We start from the raw sequence: 17,967 nt of genomic DNA, 5'->3' as shown, positions 1-17,967 counted from the left end.
CTGTACAAAGACTTGATTTTACTAAACAATATTTCAGTAGCTATTTAAAAAGGATTTAAATATGAGTGAAGCAAAAGGATTAAAGAAGCCAGTTAAGTTAAAAACAGAACTAGCATCAATGCTAGGGGAAACTGAACTTCCACGCACAGAGATTACAAAAAGACTTTGGGACTATATCAAGGAAAAAGGTCTTCAAACAAAAACTGAAAATGGAAAGCCTGAAAATGCAGGTAAGTTTATTGTAGCTGACGCTACTCTACTTCCAATTTTTAGAAATACAAACTCAACTTCTAAGTCTGGAAAAGTAACAGATCTTCGTAATATGAATGAAGGTGAGACAATCAACATGATGCAAATGGCTGCGATTGTTGGTGCAAATATCGAAAAGTAATTTTCAAAAGATATTCAAAAAATATGAGAGGCCTACTTTGTAGGCCTTTTTATGTGAATATCAAGACCAAGTTCTTTTTGGATTCTATTAAAATAGCCTTCTTCTTGCGGTGAAATATAAGAGATCGCAATACCTCTTCTCCCCCCACGGCCAGTTCTTCCGATTCTGTGTGTGTAATTTTCGATTTGTTGAGGTAGGTTGAAATTTAAGACATATCCTACACCATCAATATCAAGACCTCTTGCTGCAATATCAGTTGCCACAAGAACGTGCATGGCACCCTTTTGAAACTCTTTTAAATTATAAACTCTTTGGCGTTGATCGCGATCAGAATGAATTGCACAGGCCTTAATATGATTCTCTTTAAGATACCTTTCTAATTTATTTGCCTGAGACTTTGTTTTCACAAAGACAATTATACTTTTAATATGGCGGTCTTTAAGAAACTTCAAAAGAAAGTCGGCCTTCATTTCTTCTTCAACAAGATAGGCCATCTGACGAATCCCTTCATGTCTTGCGTGCACTGGTGCAATCTCAATACGATGAGGGTTAACTAGAGTTCTTCGAGCTATTTCTTCAACAGGCTTTGGCATCGTTGCAGAAAATAAAAGCGATTGTCTTTCACTAGGAAGTTTGTCCATCACCTTATCAAGATCATTTTTAAATCCCATATCAAGCATGCGATCTGCTTCATCAAGGACAAAGTATTTTAAATCATCAAGAATAACATAATCATCTTCTAATAGATCCACTAGACGGCCAGGTGTTGCAACTAGGATCTGAATTCCTTTAGCAAGCTTTTGAACTTGTTGCTTACGACTGTGGCCGCCGTATATGGCCATTGTCGATAAGGCAAGTCCCTTACCATATTGCTTAAAGCTTTCTTCTACTTGCATAGCAAGTTCACGTGTTGGCACAATAACAAGCGCCCTTACATGAAATGGATTAAGCTTTCTCTTACTTTCTTTGATTAAATGAAGTAGCGGAACACTAAAAGCAGCAGTTTTCCCACTCCCAGTCTGTGAGATTGCAATAAGATCACGCCCTTGTAAAACTGGTGTAATCGCTTGTTCTTGAATTTCAGTTGGTTGTGTATAACCTTTCTTTTCAAGAGCTGATAAAATATGTGGGGATAACCCTAAGTCTTTAAATTCTGCCATATGTCATATTTAGCAAAGTATTTAGGGGCCAGTCAACGAGTATTAATTTATAATGTCTTTATGGATATTGAATTTAATAAGGAACATCTATTAAAATTTGTCCAAATTCGTATGCCCTTTGGAAAGTATCAAGGTCGCCTTCTTATAGACCTACCTGATGAGTATCTTGTGTGGTTTTCGAATAAAGGCTTTCCACAAGGAGAGCTCGGCAAGCTCTTGGAAGAGCTGGCCGAGATCAAACTTAATGGATTGGAATTTTTATTTAAAGACCTTCGCTAGAAGCAATCATCAATATGTCTTTCTGGCATTGTGTGTCTAAGAGTGTGCTGAAATTCAAAACCACGAATATTTGCTCTTACATCCTCTATTAGAACAACCCCACACTTTTGTTCGTCAAGCTTGATTGTTTGCTTTGATAGCTTGATCTTAAAATCAACATCTTCAATTGAAGGATTGTCTCCGACGACGTCCTCTACGTTTCTCGTATCATGAGTAAATAAACAAGGTCCGTCCTCACCAACATTTCGATGATTTAGAAATGTTTCTCCAGCTAGCTCCGGAACAATGACTTTTACAAAGTAAATGCTGCCATAACCTAGGTTCGTCCATTTTAATTTAGCGCTACTAATATCAACAGGTAATTGAACCGTACGCTCTGAAATAACTGTCGTTTGTGCAAAGCACGTCAACGAAAATAATACAACTAATAATGCTTTCATAAATTCTCCCTACTCTTTTTCTTTATTGAAAAAGTTTGTTAAAGAGAAATTATCGAATTAAGTATCATAAATATAATGATTATAAATTATCATTGTGATTCAATATATTTATTATAAAGAAAAATGCTCCAAAAGCTGATTCCAACGATGTTAAAGAATAAGATTTGTAGAACTGAGAAGAACTTAAGTTTTTGTCCCTTATTAATGGCCAGGTAAAGTTTAAATAGGGATAGAATATTTAAAATGAGCGGAACAAATAGCATTCCAAAGATCGCCAAACGTAGAGAATCGTGAAGATAATCGATATCAAGCTTCTTTTTACCATCAGAAAGAGGTATCTCTTTTACTTCAACACCTTCTTTTTCTAACAGGGACTTCGCTTGATAATAGTCCAATTCATTAATAGATATAGAATATTCTTTTGTGGCAGCACTATTAAGATAGATATGATCATTTAAGAGCGAGTTTGATGACTCGCTCTTAATACCATGACTTTCCAAAAGATCCACAATATGTTTTGCATCCTCATGGATAAGCGTTGAATAGATCTCTCGTTTAACCACTGTTATTGGCCAATGAGATCTCTAATTGCTGTTACACAATTGGTCTTCTTTTTTAGCTGAGGAAGGCCAGAAAGATTTGTGGCCGCATTGGCGCGATTGTATGCGCTATCTTCTGCGGATTGAATCCTTAATCGTTGAAATTCTCGGGCCTGTGGTGAAATTTCTCCAGTATAAGCTCTTCCTTCAGAAGAAATCGCAGAACGAGCTCCCCTTGGTCTTACTGCCCTTTCCCAATTAGTAAACTTTGGATTATTTGTTAATTGATCAGCTAATGGTTTATAAAATTTCATTTGCGTATAATGTTCAACATTAGATAATGCTTCACCAGCAAGTGGTCTAAATTCACGCATCTCTAGACCAAGATCATCAGTCATCTTCTTTAAGTCATCTATTAAGCGATCTGGCCTTTCCAGATACTCTTCATGAGAAATACTTTGCATCTCACCAGAGATCTCATCATTTTTATTTAATGCTTTATTTAAAATTGCACGAAATAGCTTCATTTGAAGAGCACTCTCATATGCATCTCTTGGAGCATTAAACATTCTCACTTCGGCCTTGCGAATTTTTGGATTTACTCTAAAGGCAGGTCTCCACGGAACTTTTGGGTTAGAGATATCAAAGTCATCACTAATAAACTTAGGAGGAATGACATCCTGAAAATAGGCAGAAACATCTAAGTGCGTATAACGAGTCTTTCTTCCTACTCGCTTATTAAAATATCCTTCATTATAAAGGGCCTTTTTTAGGTCTGCTTCAGAACCATTCCAATTAGCAAGTTTTTGAGCAAACTCTTCACTAATATCGACAGGCTCTGCACTTTTAATACGATTGAGATCCTGAAATAAGAATGCAATGACTGACCTGTATTCATGGAAAGTCGCTAGAAAGCGAGCAAACTCTTTCGGTTTTCCTTCAAATGCCGTTAGATCAATATTTAAGTGCCCACCACCTGCTTTAATATATGGAAGGGCATTATTCTTTTCAAAAGTATCATATACTGCTTGGACTTCATCCATATTTGGTTCAAATTTTGGAGTTACGACTTCAATAGATCCAGCTCTAACAGACTCAACTAAGACTTCACCACTTGGGGTATAATTACGTCCAATACCATCCCACTCAATTCGCCATGAACGATCTTTTGAGTCTTTAATTTTATATGCGATATCTAAACCGTGACCGTGACCATCCTCAAAAAGTCTTTCAGGCTCACCTTCTCCACCTAGACGATCTCTTAGATCAACGGCCATCTTCTTTAGGTATTCTTCTTTTTCTTCTGGCGACATATCAACACGTGTTTGAAGCCAAGACATTTTTCCATCCATTAGCCTTTGGCGATTATAGCCTCCGCTACCATCTTCAATCATGGCATAGTCACCTTCAAACTTTAATGGGAACTTAGCTGAGTACTCAACTCCAAGATCGATTTTATTAACATCGACATTCATTCTTGTACCTGGTTTAAACTTATGAAAATTTTCTTTATCCGAAAACTTTCGAGCAGGCATCATATACTTCTTAACATCTTCAGCAATATTAGAAGATTTAACCCATTCTCTTTGTAAAGAGATTACGGCCTTCTTTAAATTCTCATAATTAGTATGACGTAAACTTGCGACATCAATTAAATAGTCTCGTGTTAAATTCTTTAAAATAGCTTTCTTAGTATCCCCTAACATTGGGTTATCATCATACCAATTCCATAGAGCAATATTGTAACCACTTAATCCAGCTCTTCTTAGTTTTTGAGCGGCCCTCTGGGCCTGACTACGAGTTAGTCCAAAACGCTCAACCAGATCATCTTCATCAGGGTATGTTGAGTATTCTCCAATGATATTCCAAGAATCAGCTTTAGAGATCCCTGTAAAGTCACCGCGAGAAAAGCGAGATGCCATTGAAGCTTGAATAAAGCGAGCGACACGAGAGTTCTTTGTCCCCGATCTAAACTCAATTGATATTGAGTTATTAATAAAACGATCTTCATCATCGACACGAAGAGGGCCACGATTTGTTTCATAACCGTCTTCCAATGCTTCGATAATTTCATAATCATCAATAATACTTTTATAATCAGCAGTTTCAATACCAGATCGTCCAGCTATTCCCTCCAAGACAATAAGGGCCTGAGCTGCTTTTGTTAACTCAGCTGCTTTTGAACGATTAAAGTTTCCACCAATAGGAACAACCATACGCTGGTGACCTGGAGCCTGAAATAACTCACCTCCGCGTCCCATCGTTTTCTTAAACCATGCGATCATTTCTTGAAATTCACCATAAGACTTCTGTGGTGCAAATTTAACTTCCCATCCAACAGAAGTGTCTTCAATTTCAGACATATACTTTTCAGGTGCTCCAAGATTGGGAACCATGTCATAGTAATCGTCAATTGGATCTACTAATGATGAGAACTCTCCTTTAAAGAACTTACGTCTAGTTCCAGGAGTTAAATAACTATATGGACTATTATTGGTCTTACTAATAAATTCTGACCATTTATTCATTAACTGTTCATGTGATGCTGTTTGCGGGTCAAAGTTATTTAAGAAGGACATATTAATGGCCTTATTTCGCCCCTTAGCATCTAATAACTCTTGTGCAGGATCATGGCGAACACCATCTTCATCAATCCATACACGTATCGATTCACCAGCTCGATTATTCATCCAACGACTAAAGAAGTCTCTAAGAAATGTAACTTGCTCTTCTTCATCCATCGAATAACCTTCGACAATAGCTTCAAACGTATCTGCACTAGGCCCAAAGATTCTTGTGACATAAGAAGATGAACCCTCTTTTTCACCTCCCCAAGAAATGGCGCGACGGCCAGAGCCTAAAACTTGGGTTGCTTTAGCATTAAAGGCCACAGATGACTCCATCATCTCACCCCATACTTCATAGGCCGTTTTCTGAGCGGAAGAAGCCGGCAGACGACTTAAGAAATCTGGATAATCGTACTTTGCGACATAGACCTGTGGAAATACCCCGGCCAAGAGAGAAAAGATTAGAATTAGTGACGGATTCTTAAGAAGTTTAAGCATTGTTTCCCCTAATAATAAAAATACTTAAGACTTTATCGGAAACTAAGTTAATTAACTTGACGTAAAAGCTACACTACTCAATATATTCAACTACTTAGTTATATTGAACTTTTGATAAGTCCCACCTATAATGCGCCAATGAAGCCACGCAAGCCAAATTATATCCGTATTGTACTTAAGGTAATCCTCCTTATTTTATCTATTTATATCTGGTTCGTTATTTATAACGGTATGACAACTCAAGGATAGAACGTGATTTTAAAGTTACTTATTTCATTAATTCTTTTCTCATTTAATTCATATGCACTAGAGGCCGGCCACTGTATTAGTGACTACTCAACTAAGCGCTATATTCAAAATGATTTTTCAGCACCATATCCAAAAAAAGTCATCTTCACATGTCGATATCGTTGCCTTGATTTAGAAGGCTATGAGAGTGAGGAGATTTTAGGAACATCAACGATCACTGTTAATAGTTTAAGTGATGATGCCTTAAAAGTCGTTTGCCAAGGTGTGATCGTAAAGAAATCAAAATGGGGATACGAGTATAGTCGAACTGATTCATTCTACGCTCATTTTACTGCGATAAGTGAAATTAAGGATTGGGCAAATAAGAATATTCCTCTTGATAATTCAATTAGTAAGAAGCTCTTACTAGATTTTAAAAAGACGATTACTTCTGTTTATCAAAGTTATGAAATAGCGGGACGCTCTAATACTCCCGTTGCAAAAGAGTTCTCAAAAGCAGCACAAGTTTTAAAAGAAATGGCCAATCAACTGCCAGAAGATCAGAGTCTATTTAATTTATATCGTAACAAGATTGAAGATTTAGATGGGAAAACTGGAAAAGATTTTAATTCAGAAAAGCTAATTATGGACCAGATACTCTTTGGAGCACGCTGGTCCATAAATATTTAAATTAGTCGCGACTATTTAACTTTGATAATAATCTTAATACTTCCATATAAAGCCAAATTAAAGTAACCATAAGTGAAAAGCTAGCATACCACTCTAAGTACTTAGGAGCACCTTGATTAACACTTCTTTCAATGAAGTCAAAATCAAGAATTAAACTAAAAGCAGCAATACAAACCACCACAAGACTAAAGCCAATACCTACTGGACCATTTCCATGAATTAATGGAATTGATGCTCCAAAGAAGCTCATGATAAAGCCAACCATATACACTAAGAAAATAGCTCCCATTGCTGTCATTATAATCTTCTTAAAAGTACCAGTTGCTCTAACTAGGCCCCAACGATAAAGAAAGAAAAGTGTGATAAAAGCACCAAATGTAATCGTTACAGCATTAAAGACTAATCCCTGGAATTGAAATTCATACATTGCTGAAACAGAGCCAAGTAATAGGCCTTCAAAGAGTGCATAGATTGGAGCTGTGAACATGGCCCAAGTTGGTTTAAAAATTGTAACCATTGCTGCAATAAGTCCACCAATAAGACCTATCATGACAAATGGTGAAAGTTGGCCACCCATACCATTTTCAAGAGCACCAAGTGTTTGATTCCAAGTATAAATAAAAGTCATCATCATAAGAGCAAAGAGAATCATCCCCTTATTGAAAACCCCAGAAAAACTCATTGTTTCACCTGTTGTTGCTCTTGTATTAAAAACATCATTTGATAGTGTCGGATTTGTCGACCTCATCATTCTCATAGATTCCTCTTTTGTTATAAATTTAATTCATTATAACAAATCCCTGAAGAAAAAGAAAAATTAAGAGAATAGCGTCTTTTTAAAGCTTAATTGAAAATGTGTTCCATGATTGCCCGGTGAGTCATTCTTAGTTCGGGACTTCACAGCAATAGTTCCATGACTGAGTTCAACAAATGTCTTCACAATGGACATCCCAAAACCTGTTCCTTTTTCTCCACCGGTTCCCTGTCTTGATGTGATGGCATTACTTTCAAAAAGAATATCTAAGAGTGTTTCATCAATTCCAACACCTTCATCAATTAGATGAATATGAACACCATCAATTGTTTCTTCTATGGCTATTTTTATCTCCTTACCTCTTTCCGAAAACTTGATTGCATTAGAGAGGAGATTGCCTAATATTTGATATTTTAATGCAGTTGCATTGGCCGTGACATAGATATTTCGATACTTCTTAAAATCATAATTTAGGATAATGTCTTTTTCTTGAAGCTTAGATTCAAATACTTTTGAAAGATAGTCCACAACATCATTAATGTAGACCTTTTCAAATTTTAACTCGACTTTACCTTGTTTGATCGATTGTAGATCCCGTATTTGAGCGAGTATATTTCCAATCCCAGTCGTGCAAGAATTAATACGGGCCAAGCACTTCTCAATCTCTTCATCAGAATTATCTTCTAATAATTTGAATAACTTCTTCTGTGATAAATTAATAACAGTTAAAGGGTTACTTATGTCGTGTCCAACGAGTGTTAAAAGAGTATTAATTTGTTCACTCTTTTCAAAAATGGCCTTATTAAAGCGGTCCCTTTCAGTTAAGAAAACAAACATATAAACAGTATTTAAAAAGATAAGTCCCATCATTATAAAGACACGGGCAGCAATATCACCAGTTTGTGATAAGTGATTTGCAAATACAAAACCATTTAAGTTGAGTACTAAATAATACAAAGTCGCTACGACAGGAATCACACACCAGATAATAAAGTCTCTGCGTGTTCCTACAACTCCAGCGATAAGAGGAAGAACGGTAAACCAAATAGGCTGTACACTATAAATTCCACCGGTATAATGAGTCCAAAGTACAATATGAGAGAATCCAGCAAACATGATTGCGTGAAAGATTAATGAGAAAGAGTGAAATACTTTATACAGAAGCGGACTTAATAGATGAATCGTTGCACAGACAATTCCCAGTTGATAGAAGGTAGGAATATCTGTGAATACATATGCGGCCAGTACGTGAGTCCACAATAAAGGTGCAGTAAGAAGCACCGTCAATAGATAGAGTCGAAAATGTGAAACTTCTTGATCTGAAAAGTTTTTCAAGTCCCCAAATAGAAGCACAATTAATTTATCACGTAACATCATAATGGCCAATTATCCCACAATATTTATTGCCACCTTCTTTATGAGGTAAAATTAGCGATGTAACTACATGAAATAAAAGAGCTTTTTCTCAGAACATAAAAGTACAATTATGATTTACGTCATGTGAATAAGCTCCAATTTCTGCCAAGAATTTAAGCCTTTAGAACTGAATACTTGCCGAAATTTTATTAAGTGGCATATATTCTATCCCCTCTTTTTTTAACTTTCTATCAAGGTCGATAAGGTCTTTTTTAAAAGTTATAACCGCCTTTCTTCGTCGAGGACATTTGAACTTATAATTAGCATCAATGAGTTTTGTCACCGTAGTTGGTGAAAAGAAGAGATTATCTGCCATAGAGTATTTCATTTGATCCCAGGCTTTAACAAGCTTTGACCTCTTCATCATCTTATCTCCCTTTTTAGGAGGTGCTTGTCTAAGTCGTAATGGAACCTGTCTCTTATCTAAGATTCCATAATTATAATGATCAGTAGCGTGAGCAACAGTTACTGTAAAAAGATAGGTCGTCACTGCTCTCACTAATGTATCACCTTTAAAAATATCACTACCATTTGGAAAATCATTAACGTGCTGATGACAATAATCAGACCATTTAGTAATCCAAAAATCACCATCTTCTACATCTGATAAAATTTCTGATACAAATTTATAGAAAACTTCATAGTAGCTTTTTAAATAGATGCCGTACTTTCCTTCAACACTTGGAGAATTAAGAGAGTATGAAAATGGAGGGTAAGATAAATTCCCTTTAATTCCCTTATATCCTTCCACTAGTAAATCTCTTAAACCAGCTGGCCCTCCTGGGTAAGGCGCATACACCATCCACCACTTCTCTTGAAGAAGAGAGCTCTTATAATTTAATACAGCATTCTCTAGTGGCAGAGTAAAACGAAAATGTGGAGATAGTAATTTAAATAAAACATGCTCTTTAGGTAATGATGTCTTAGAGATGGCATTTATTGAGTCGAATGGAAAGTGCAATAAAGGATGAACAACTAAAGTTGCACATAGAGCTCCTCCTTGAAGAACGAAGTACTTTGCTAGCTCCCATGCATCAGAATCCTCACTTATATCGAATACAGTCTCAGTGTCTTTGATGTAGATCGCCTGAACGATGAAGCGCTCTCCTTCTTTATAGAGGAGTGTTTTAGAAGCGCTGGCGTAAATACCAGGAAATGTTTTTACAACTCTTACAGCATCGAGATCGACAATAAACCATTCTCTCTCGTCTTTATTATAATCACTAAAAACTCTCCAATCTTCCTCATCTAATTGATCACTTAAAAATTTACTCATCATCGAATAATTTAATAAGTCCTCAAATTCCTTATTCGTGACTTCTTTTAGTCCAGGAATGATCTTGGCCTTAAGACAATAAAAAGGAGCAAGAGGTAAAGTCGCCATATAACGAAGGCCAATCCAAAGCCACCAGTCAGCGACTTCTCTAAATGGAACATGAATAACAGCAGGAGATTCTCCCCAAGGATGAACAGGAGAAGGCTGTGGCCAAGGCCCCTTTCTTTCATAGAGGAAATCTTTTTGCGAGTATAGATGTTTGTTTGAAGTAGCACTATTAATTTGTGCACGGATTTTGTCTTTAACCTTTAAAGCAAATTTCTCTGGTGTTTTCATTGGCGCCTTCCTAGCTTAACTTTGATTATTCGATTTCTATCCCAAAAGGGCCCAATAAGTTTAGGGCCTCAGGCATAGTGAATTTACATTTTTTTAAATTTGTATTTGTAATATCAATATAGAAATTAATTGCATGGCTAAAATTAGAGCCTTTCATATTGGCCTTTGAAAAATTCGCACCTAAGAGATTGCTATTTGAAAAGTCACAATTTTCAAAAGTTCCCTGAGAAAAGTCCGCCTCTTTAAAAGAGCTTTCAATAAAGCTTGAACTATTTAACGAGCAGTCCACAAAGCTTGTATAATCAAGAGAAGCTCTCTTAAACCTTAAATCAAATAAATTATTGCACTCAGAAAAGTTAATACCGACACACTTACAATCGCCAAATGAAACATCTCGTAGTGTAGCACCTAATAGATTTAAATTACTCAAATTTGAGTTATTAAACTTACATTCAATAAACTTGGCACCAGATGCATCTAATCCACTTAAGTCTAAATCATTAAACTCACAACAAATGAACTCGCCCCCTTTTAGAGAGCTGAGTTCACTAATATTTTCGCTATTAAATACTTCTTCTTCAAAATATGACATAGTCATATTTTAAATGAAAAAAGTTTATCCATCCATCTCTATTTTTATGAGAAAATAGGTACAGCCTTTCGTTCATCATTGATTGCAACTAGAGTGAAACTCCCCTTTACTGCTTCAACCTGTCCTTCTTCATACATTGCCTCAAGCATTAAAGTGACATCCACAATTAGACTACTTTTTCCAACTTTAACAACTTCTCCAATAAGTTCAGCAAAGTGGCCACCTGGGATCGGCATATTGAAGTCCACACGATCACTTGAAACAGTGACAAATTTCTTTCTTCCAAACCTTGTTGCGGTAATGAAGGCAACTTCATCCATCCACTTCAACGTGATACCACCAAATAATGTGTCATAATGATTTGTACTATTTGGGAAAACGGCCCTAACAATACGTGTTTTTGAGCGCGCGATTGCGTCTTTTAACTGATCTTCAGTCATAATTCCTCCTCGGGATAAATGTTATTTGCTAATTAGGATCGGACTATAACCGTTGCGGGACAGTAATGGATTTTCACCATATTCACTAATTAACTATTGGATATTAGATAGAAACGAGTATCAAGGCAATGAATAAAATACATTTTAACTGGCATAAATGAACAAAAGTGATATTTCATTTAAAACTTAAATAAAAATCGCATATAAAGGAATAAATAATGAAATACTTAATTCCCCTAAGTACTCTTTTTATAGGTCTAAGCGCTCAAGCAGTTCAAACAACAGCAAGACCTTTTAGCTTTGAGTTTTATGCTCCAACAAATGAACTAAATTTTGATGTAACTTTAGAGCAATGGTGTCGTTATGAGATCCCAGTGTGGTCTGACTCTGCTGAATATAAAACAAAACATCAATCAACTCCACTAAGGGAGAAGAGAACAAAATTAGGAAATGGCCTTACTCGTTTTACTTATTCTTTAAATAGTACAAAGTCTTTAGAACAAACTGGCTTCTTTAAATCAGGGAAAGAATGTACAAGTGGAGTCAGAATTATAGTGGAAAGCGCTAAATATGCACTTGGCTGGGCAGGACAATATAGTCGCCCTATTGAATTTAAATTTCTCGATGAAATGTATGCATTTAAAGAGTACGACACAACATTTGATGCACAATCAGATAAGAATATTAGACTATTCTCAGATAATGAAATCTCATTTGAATACAAGACATTCTCTGGTGGGAACCAAGTAAATGTAACAATTCTCTCAAATGGAAAGAGAATGAGAAGTTCATTTCCACAAGGTGTTTTAAAGAATCCAAAAACAAATATGCCTTACAAATTAAAATAGAAATAAAAAAGGCCTCTTTGAAAGAGGCCTATATTTTAAATATTTTAAATTAAACCGTTATTCCCAAACCTGATAAACTGCTTCTTCCATCTCAGTTACACAATCTGTAACAGCTTCATAGAATGGCCATTGTAGATCATATCCCCAACGACTTTCTTCAACCATTTGATTGAAGTTTGTATAACCTTTAACAATACAAGATTGTGGGTAGCGCTTTTCAGTTTCAACTTCACCACTATAGTCATAAACGATTAAATCTGCTTGAAGAACACATGAATTTGTATTCTCATCACAAACAAATAGGTTGAAGCTAAAGTTAAAATCACCTTCACACCATGTATCACCACAAATATTATCAATTGCTGTTAAAACCTCTGATTCTTGCTTTTGACTTAGTGTATTTGCAAAAATTGATGACGTAACTAGCATTAGTAGAATTAGCTTTTTCATTGGAATCCCCTTTAAATAATTTAGGGGAATATAGATTACGATTTACATGATGTATATTCGATTGATAATATTTACACTATACAATTATTAGATAACGCTATAGCAGTTCTTCTAACATTCTAACGCCACGACCAAGCTTGGCTGCAAATTGAGAATCTCTTGCATTTTCATCTGCTATTTTAAAAAGTGACTTTGAAGTGATTTGCATTCTAAGGGCCGTTTTAGCTTTTGAGGGTTCTTTATCCACAAATGATCTTATTAGCGCCCTTGCATAGGCTTCACTTACTTTTGCAATAAAACTATTTATTGGGCGGTAGTTTTTTGCATCTCTTATCAGCTCTTTCGTTTCACTTGTTTCTCTTATTTTATAACCTTTCTGCTCCATTTGCTTTTTGAATTCTTGTAAAACTCCTGGACCTCTTGTTGCGAGTCCAATAAAGAAAGAGTCGATATTTTCTTGATTAACAGGGATTCTCTCAATGTTATTGTAGAGAAATAACTCTGCTGAAACGAGACCTGACTCCTTAGACATCAATGCCATATCTCTTATATATGCTGAATCCATTTCGTCTTTATACTTTCCAACACAGATATTACATGCATATTTCTTTGCCTTATCATTACCAAAGCAACATGCTTCACATCCATAAGATGTATCGACTCCTGTTCCATGTCGATAGCCAAAATTATGAATCATCTCATGAAACATAACACCTTCTAACTCATCTGTGCTCGGGCCGTTCTTTATTCCACCAAAGAAGCTTTTTTCCATCTTTGGATTTAATGAAACAAATGGATGCTTAATACCTAGACTCTTAATCTCAACTTCACTAGTCGATGCATAACCGACGACACCATTATTCCAATTATAGTTTTTATTATGACAGATGAATTTTGTAGGATTCACTTTTCCACTTAACTGTATGTTAAAAAAGTTTAACAAGTTTGAAATCTCACCTTTCATTGACTTATCTTTATCCTGACTGGCCAAATCAGAGAGACAACTTAGACCTTTATCCAATGCATTTCGAAGCATCCTTGGAAACTTCTCATCGCCTAGATTATCTAAGCAGCTCTTGTGTATTTGAACTCCTGGTGTAAATTCAAAAACACCTCCTCCAATTCTTGAGATGATTGGATCGAAGTTATCAATAAAATCATCAACCCCCTCTAGACCTCTGAGGAAGTTTTCATAACTACATTTAATATTGGATTCATTACTTAATGTTTCTCTATGATCAAGATTTGAAATTTCTCTATCAACTATTAGCTTCTTTTTTCCATCATTTATGTCATAGAGTTGATATTGTGAGCTTGCGCCTTTATTTGATATGATTTCGAGCCGATCAAATTTACCATCAAAGTCATTATCTGCTTCTATACGAGTAATATTACCTTTTACCTGCATTTTATAATCATATTTCTGATCATAATTACGATCATTGAGGTGCTCTACGAGAGCTCCGTCTACATAGCGAAAGATATTATCAATTACTTTGTCTTTATTATCATCGAACTCAAACGTCTGACTCTTTTGAGCAAAGAGCTCAGCTGTAGCTAATAGGCAAATAAGAATAAGTGAATAGTATTTTAATTTAGCTCTCATCTTATTTAAGTATCGGTATTTCTTAAGAAAAGATAAGAAAAAAGGCCCAACGAAGTGGGCCTTAAGTATTTGAAATATTATTTAGATCACCAAGTATTATAACAACGCTGACGACTAAGCTTCTTAAGTGTCTGGTTGTAATAAATTGTACAGCTATGATACTCATAATGAAGCTGAAGCTTAATATGATGATCATCTTCTTCACCTACTGGCCAAAAATTTGGAGCATGTGTTACTTGAAGATCCCAAAGGCGATCTGCTGTACAGAAATCAAGTGTTGATTCGTAATTTAATAAATTTGCGCTAAATTCAATTGCTTCAACCTTAGCTGCGTCATTTTCAAATCTTAGGCATTCATTATTACCATTAAGTGCAAATACTTGAGCACTAAAGAATAATGCAATAAACATTAGGAATGTGTTTCTCATTGTTGTCTCCTCTATAAAGTCGAGGGAGTTTTACTAATCAAACAATGGTATGACAAAGCCTAACGCGTTAATTATGACAGCCCAGATAACCTCTTATCAAATAGTTGGAAGTCAGCAATAATCTCAACAGACTTAATATTTTTAAATTCAGGAAAGTCCAAAGGCTTCGCCCCACCTAATATGATCCTAACTGGTCTATTAAGGACTTTATCTACTCGGTTCAAATATGGAATGATATGAGTTTCATAATTCCAATGATCAGAGCTTACAACACCAAGGATGATATTATCGCATGACAGCGCGTTAACGGCCTCTGCTAAGCAATGTGCAGGATTTGCGGCACCAAGATAATAAGTACTATTTCTATTGGCCTTACAAAGGATATCAGCAATTATAATTGATAATTCATGAAGGTTTCCTTCAGGAGTAGCTAAGGCAAAACGTTCAGACTCAGGAAGATTTGGTAATCTAATTTGTCCAAGTTGTTCCCTAATAATAGTCGAAACGATATGCTCTTGTGTTACGGTATACATACCATCAACAACCATTTGTCCGGTTTGCTGCATTACAGGTAGGACAACCTTGAAGATAAACTCCTTGGAGCTTGAATTAAGCCTTAAGTATTCCGCTTCAGAATGAACTCTATCAATCTCATATCTCTTTAGGGCACTTAGTAAGCGCTCAACACCTTCATTAATGATGTGATTTGTCTCATAGGCCATTTCATCAGAAATCCCAGAAACCTGCTCGTTTAACTCTTGTAGAGTTAGATTAGCTACTTTAGAAATTGTTTGTCCGTGGGCAATGAGGTTTGCCATGGCCTTAGCTCTGGCCACATCTTCATCACCATAGAGCCTCTCGCCATTCATTCCCCTAACGGGCTCAAATGCACCATATCTCTTCTCCCACATTCTGATTGTATGGGGTTGAACTCGACAAATGTCTGAAATTACTCGGATACCAATATTTTTATTCATGAAAGCCTCTATATTTTACAAATTCTTGTTTAATTGTTGTATATTATATTATATATACAAAGCATATACAAGAGTTATTTCTTGTATACTCAGGAGGAAAAATGAGCATACTTATCACTGGAGCAACTGGATTGATTGGCCAAGAGTTAGTTTACGCTCTAGCTAAAGCAGGCCATGAAGACATAAGAGTACTAACTCGAAATACAGCTAAGGCCGCAAAGCAATTCACAATTCCTCTCTCATTTTTCGAATGGGATCCAAATGCGAACAAGATCGATGAATCTGCTCTGGAAGGTGTTGAAACAATTATTCATCTTGCAGGTGAGAATATCGGAGGCGGCCGTTGGTCCGAGAAACAAAAAGAGAAAATATTAAACTCTCGAACACAAAGTACTAAACTATTAGTTGATACAATTAATAATAATCAAGTTTCATTAAAGAAGTTTATCACGGCCAGTGCTATTGGAATTTATGGAACACAAAGTGAAAAGAATCCTCCGGCGCTAAAAGAAGACGCTTCATACGGTGATGATTTTCTGGCCAAGGTATGCAAGGCCTGGGAAGACGAAACTGATAAATTAAATAATAAAGAGATACTTATTAATCATGTAAGAACAGGTATCGTTTTGGCCAACAACGGTGGTGCTCTTCAAAAAATGCTTCCAGCTTTTAAACTTGGAGTGGCCGGAAAACTGGGCAGTGGAAATCAATTTATGAGCTGGATCCACATTAAGGACCTAGTAAGTATTTATCTTCACCTAGTGGAAAACCAAGTTAATCAAGTTGCCATTAATGCAACAGCTCCAAGACCAGTAAGTAATAAAGAATTCACATCAACTCTAGGAAGCGTTGTTAAAAGACCAACGATTCTTCCTGCACCAGGATTTGCATTAAAAATAATTCTAGGAGAGATGTCTACCCTCTTATTAGATGGTCAAAATGTAATCCCATCATATTTAAATGAAAATCAATTTCAATTTCAATTTCCTAACTTAAAAGATGCTTTGGAGGATCTTGTGGGTTTGGAAAAAAAGTTCTCACAGGTTCAATGGGTTGAAAGGCCAGTTGAGAATGTCTTTAATTTCTTTAGTAACGAAAAAAACCTAGAAACAATCACACCAGATTCTATCGGGTTTAAAGTACTAGATATGAATACTCCAGAGATTACAAAGGGTACTATAATCGATTACCGCTTAAGTATTTATGGTATTCCTCTTAAGTGGAAATCAGAAATTTTACACTTTGTTAAAGGTAAGGAATTTGTCGATAAACAATTAGAAGGTCCTTATAACAAATGGGTACATACACATGGTTTTATACCATATAAGAATGGAACACTCTTAACTGATGAGGTCTTATATAAGGTTCCTCTCGGTGCCCTTGGGGATCTCTTTGCCGGTGCCTTTGTTAGGAGTGATGTTAAGAAAATTTTTAAATTTCGTAGTCAAAAATTAGATAAAATTTTTGATGAAGTTAATAAGTAGTTAATCTAAAATTAAGAAGGAGAAGAAGATGAAGAAGCTCGTGTTATTTTTTTCAATGTTAATGTGCTCGGTTGCACTATCTAGCTCAAGCTTACCGCTAGATACAGTTGATTATGTTGATCTCGATCGATACCTAGGAAAGTGGTATGAGATTGCACGTTTTGATCAAAGCTTTCAAAAAGGCTGTACTGCTGTTGAAGCCAATTACAGTCTTAGAAAAGATGGAGATATTAAAGTTATAAATACGTGTCGTGTTGGTTCTCCTGATGGTGAATACAAAGAAGCTGAAGCAAGAGCTTGGGTTGTTGATGAAGAAACAAATGCAAAGTTAAAAGTACAATTCTTTTTAAGAGGGATTAAGCTTCCTATTTTTGCAGGTAATTACTGGATTCTTGAACTTGATGAAGACTATCAATATGCAATGGTTGGAGACAAGTCGAGAAAATACCTATGGATTCTTTCACGTACTAAAGAGTTAGATGAGAAAATCTATCTTGAACTAGTAGCAAAAGCGAAAGATCTACACTTTGATGTTAGTAAACTTTTAAAGACTCAACAATAAGGTTGA

19 protein-coding genes and 1 riboswitch are annotated in these 17,967 nt (G+C 35.8%); of the genes, 6 read left to right on the top strand and 13 right to left on the bottom strand.

Annotation, left to right across the window (positions count from 1 at the left end):
- Window positions 1–61 precede the first annotated feature (61 nt).
- Window positions 62–391, top strand: a complete 330-nt coding sequence (locus tag ACN5L8_RS12155; RefSeq protein WP_114705191.1) for an SWIB/MDM2 domain-containing protein — start codon at window positions 62–64, stop codon at window positions 389–391.
- 32 nt (window positions 392–423) lie between these two features.
- Here the strand turns inward: ACN5L8_RS12155 and ACN5L8_RS12150 are convergent, their stop codons facing one another.
- Complete coding sequence (locus ACN5L8_RS12150; protein ID WP_120405151.1) at window positions 424–1,551, bottom strand: DEAD/DEAH box helicase; 1,128 nt, start codon at window positions 1,549–1,551, stop codon at window positions 424–426.
- A 60-nt stretch (window positions 1,552–1,611) separates the two neighbouring features.
- Here ACN5L8_RS12150 and ACN5L8_RS12145 point away from each other — a divergent pair, with 60 nt between their 5' ends.
- Window positions 1,612–1,830, top strand: coding sequence for a DUF3820 family protein (locus tag ACN5L8_RS12145; RefSeq protein WP_120405654.1), 219 nt, complete (start codon window positions 1,612–1,614; stop codon window positions 1,828–1,830).
- Here ACN5L8_RS12145 and ACN5L8_RS12140 read toward each other — a convergent pair.
- From ACN5L8_RS12140 to ACN5L8_RS12130, 3 genes are all read right to left on the bottom strand, one after another.
- The gene (locus ACN5L8_RS12140; protein ID WP_419173140.1) at window positions 1,827–2,270 is read right to left on the bottom strand and encodes a hypothetical protein; all 444 of its coding nucleotides are present in this window, start codon (window positions 2,268–2,270) and stop codon (window positions 1,827–1,829) included. The genes ACN5L8_RS12145 and ACN5L8_RS12140 overlap by 4 nt on opposite strands.
- A gap of 89 nt (window positions 2,271–2,359) precedes the next feature.
- The gene (locus ACN5L8_RS12135) at window positions 2,360–2,833 is read right to left on the bottom strand and encodes a hypothetical protein (protein ID WP_120405152.1); all 474 of its coding nucleotides are present in this window, start codon (window positions 2,831–2,833) and stop codon (window positions 2,360–2,362) included.
- Between the two features lie 2 nt (window positions 2,834–2,835).
- Window positions 2,836–5,874 (bottom strand): hypothetical protein, encoded by a 3,039-nt coding sequence (locus tag ACN5L8_RS12130; protein WP_419173139.1) that lies wholly within the window; start codon window positions 5,872–5,874, stop codon window positions 2,836–2,838.
- A 252-nt stretch (window positions 5,875–6,126) separates the two neighbouring features.
- Between ACN5L8_RS12130 and ACN5L8_RS12125 the strand changes: the two genes are divergently transcribed.
- On the top strand, window positions 6,127–6,792 hold the full coding sequence (locus ACN5L8_RS12125) for a hypothetical protein (RefSeq protein ID WP_419173138.1): 666 nt from the start codon (window positions 6,127–6,129) through the stop codon (window positions 6,790–6,792).
- A gap of 1 nt (window position 6,793) precedes the next feature.
- Here the strand turns inward: ACN5L8_RS12125 and ACN5L8_RS12120 are convergent, their stop codons facing one another.
- From ACN5L8_RS12120 to ACN5L8_RS12100, 5 genes are all read right to left on the bottom strand, one after another.
- Window positions 6,794–7,540 (bottom strand): Bax inhibitor-1/YccA family membrane protein, encoded by a 747-nt coding sequence (locus tag ACN5L8_RS12120; protein WP_419173185.1) that lies wholly within the window; start codon window positions 7,538–7,540, stop codon window positions 6,794–6,796.
- Window positions 7,541–7,609: 69 nt separating this feature from the next.
- Window positions 7,610–8,923 (bottom strand): sensor histidine kinase, encoded by a 1,314-nt coding sequence (locus ACN5L8_RS12115; RefSeq protein WP_419173137.1) that lies wholly within the window; start codon window positions 8,921–8,923, stop codon window positions 7,610–7,612.
- Window positions 8,924–9,083: 160 nt separating this feature from the next.
- The gene (locus ACN5L8_RS12110; RefSeq protein ID WP_419173136.1) at window positions 9,084–10,574 is read right to left on the bottom strand and encodes a hypothetical protein; all 1,491 of its coding nucleotides are present in this window, start codon (window positions 10,572–10,574) and stop codon (window positions 9,084–9,086) included.
- 25 nt (window positions 10,575–10,599) lie between these two features.
- Window positions 10,600–11,166: a pentapeptide repeat-containing protein gene (locus tag ACN5L8_RS12105; protein ID WP_162929651.1), complete on the bottom strand. Its 567-nt coding sequence runs from the start codon at window positions 11,164–11,166 to the stop codon at window positions 10,600–10,602.
- A 44-nt stretch (window positions 11,167–11,210) separates the two neighbouring features.
- On the bottom strand, window positions 11,211–11,606 hold the full coding sequence (locus ACN5L8_RS12100) for an acyl-CoA thioesterase (protein ID WP_148666850.1): 396 nt from the start codon (window positions 11,604–11,606) through the stop codon (window positions 11,211–11,213).
- A riboswitch (cobalamin riboswitch) is annotated at window positions 11,572–11,746 on the bottom strand. Its footprint overlaps the gene before it by 35 nt.
- A gap of 78 nt (window positions 11,747–11,824) precedes the next feature.
- On the opposite strand from ACN5L8_RS12100, the gene ACN5L8_RS12095 reads away from it, so the two are divergent.
- Window positions 11,825–12,454 carry a hypothetical protein gene (locus ACN5L8_RS12095; RefSeq protein WP_334678241.1) on the top strand — a complete coding sequence of 210 codons (630 nt, stop codon included), beginning with the start codon at window positions 11,825–11,827 and terminating at the stop codon, window positions 12,452–12,454.
- Between the two features lie 57 nt (window positions 12,455–12,511).
- On the opposite strand, the gene ACN5L8_RS12090 is transcribed toward ACN5L8_RS12095, so the two are convergent.
- From ACN5L8_RS12090 to ACN5L8_RS12075, 4 genes are all read right to left on the bottom strand, one after another.
- The gene (locus tag ACN5L8_RS12090; RefSeq protein WP_419173135.1) at window positions 12,512–12,904 is read right to left on the bottom strand and encodes a hypothetical protein; all 393 of its coding nucleotides are present in this window, start codon (window positions 12,902–12,904) and stop codon (window positions 12,512–12,514) included.
- Window positions 12,905–13,001: 97 nt separating this feature from the next.
- Window positions 13,002–14,510 (bottom strand): hypothetical protein, encoded by a 1,509-nt coding sequence (locus ACN5L8_RS12085; protein WP_419173134.1) that lies wholly within the window; start codon window positions 14,508–14,510, stop codon window positions 13,002–13,004.
- 86 nt (window positions 14,511–14,596) lie between these two features.
- Window positions 14,597–14,938: a hypothetical protein gene (locus ACN5L8_RS12080; protein ID WP_114705204.1), complete on the bottom strand. Its 342-nt coding sequence runs from the start codon at window positions 14,936–14,938 to the stop codon at window positions 14,597–14,599.
- A gap of 71 nt (window positions 14,939–15,009) precedes the next feature.
- The gene (locus ACN5L8_RS12075) at window positions 15,010–15,915 is read right to left on the bottom strand and encodes a MerR family transcriptional regulator (RefSeq protein ID WP_114705205.1); all 906 of its coding nucleotides are present in this window, start codon (window positions 15,913–15,915) and stop codon (window positions 15,010–15,012) included.
- A gap of 101 nt (window positions 15,916–16,016) precedes the next feature.
- On the opposite strand from ACN5L8_RS12075, the gene ACN5L8_RS12070 reads away from it, so the two are divergent.
- On the top strand, window positions 16,017–17,399 hold the full coding sequence (locus ACN5L8_RS12070) for a TIGR01777 family oxidoreductase (RefSeq protein WP_419173133.1): 1,383 nt from the start codon (window positions 16,017–16,019) through the stop codon (window positions 17,397–17,399).
- Window positions 17,400–17,427: 28 nt separating this feature from the next.
- Window positions 17,428–17,961 carry a lipocalin family protein gene (locus ACN5L8_RS12065; protein ID WP_114705207.1) on the top strand — a complete coding sequence of 178 codons (534 nt, stop codon included), beginning with the start codon at window positions 17,428–17,430 and terminating at the stop codon, window positions 17,959–17,961.
- Window positions 17,962–17,967: the final 6 nt, after the last annotated feature.

Origin of the sequence: Halobacteriovorax sp. (assembly GCF_048381875.1) — a bacterium.
GTDB lineage: Bacteria > Bdellovibrionota > Bacteriovoracia > Bacteriovoracales > Bacteriovoracaceae > Halobacteriovorax_A > Halobacteriovorax_A vibrionivorans.
Note: the sequence above shows the minus strand (reverse complement) of the source record. Positions and strands in the feature narration are given on the sequence as shown.

Bases quoted from the DNA above. Each gene is read 5' to 3' on its own strand.
- ACN5L8_RS12080 (WP_114705204.1), bottom strand. From the start codon at position 14,938: ATGAGAAACACATTCCTAATGTTTATTGCATTATTCTTTAGTGCTCAA.
- ACN5L8_RS12065 (WP_114705207.1), top strand. From the start codon at position 17,428: ATGAAGAAGCTCGTGTTATTTTTTTCAATGTTAATGTGCTCGGTTGCA.
- ACN5L8_RS12100 (WP_148666850.1), bottom strand. From the start codon at position 11,606: ATGACTGAAGATCAGTTAAAAGACGCAATCGCGCGCTCAAAAACACGT.
- ACN5L8_RS12075 (WP_114705205.1), bottom strand. From the start codon at position 15,915: ATGAATAAAAATATTGGTATCCGAGTAATTTCAGACATTTGTCGAGTT.
- ACN5L8_RS12120 (WP_419173185.1), bottom strand. From the start codon at position 7,540: ATGAGGTCGACAAATCCGACACTATCAAATGATGTTTTTAATACAAGA.
- ACN5L8_RS12090 (WP_419173135.1), bottom strand. From the start codon at position 12,904: ATGAAAAAGCTAATTCTACTAATGCTAGTTACGTCATCAATTTTTGCA.
- ACN5L8_RS12145 (WP_120405654.1), top strand. From the start codon at position 1,612: ATGGATATTGAATTTAATAAGGAACATCTATTAAAATTTGTCCAAATT.
- ACN5L8_RS12155 (WP_114705191.1), top strand. From the start codon at position 62: ATGAGTGAAGCAAAAGGATTAAAGAAGCCAGTTAAGTTAAAAACAGAA.
- ACN5L8_RS12140 (WP_419173140.1), bottom strand. From the start codon at position 2,270: ATGAAAGCATTATTAGTTGTATTATTTTCGTTGACGTGCTTTGCACAA.
- ACN5L8_RS12130 (WP_419173139.1), bottom strand. From the start codon at position 5,874: ATGCTTAAACTTCTTAAGAATCCGTCACTAATTCTAATCTTTTCTCTC.
- ACN5L8_RS12110 (WP_419173136.1), bottom strand. From the start codon at position 10,574: ATGAAAACACCAGAGAAATTTGCTTTAAAGGTTAAAGACAAAATCCGT.
- ACN5L8_RS12095 (WP_334678241.1), top strand. From the start codon at position 11,825: ATGAAATACTTAATTCCCCTAAGTACTCTTTTTATAGGTCTAAGCGCT.
- ACN5L8_RS12115 (WP_419173137.1), bottom strand. From the start codon at position 8,923: ATGATGTTACGTGATAAATTAATTGTGCTTCTATTTGGGGACTTGAAA.
- ACN5L8_RS12150 (WP_120405151.1), bottom strand. From the start codon at position 1,551: ATGGCAGAATTTAAAGACTTAGGGTTATCCCCACATATTTTATCAGCT.
- ACN5L8_RS12105 (WP_162929651.1), bottom strand. From the start codon at position 11,166: ATGTCATATTTTGAAGAAGAAGTATTTAATAGCGAAAATATTAGTGAA.
- ACN5L8_RS12070 (WP_419173133.1), top strand. From the start codon at position 16,017: ATGAGCATACTTATCACTGGAGCAACTGGATTGATTGGCCAAGAGTTA.
- ACN5L8_RS12085 (WP_419173134.1), bottom strand. From the start codon at position 14,510: ATGAGAGCTAAATTAAAATACTATTCACTTATTCTTATTTGCCTATTA.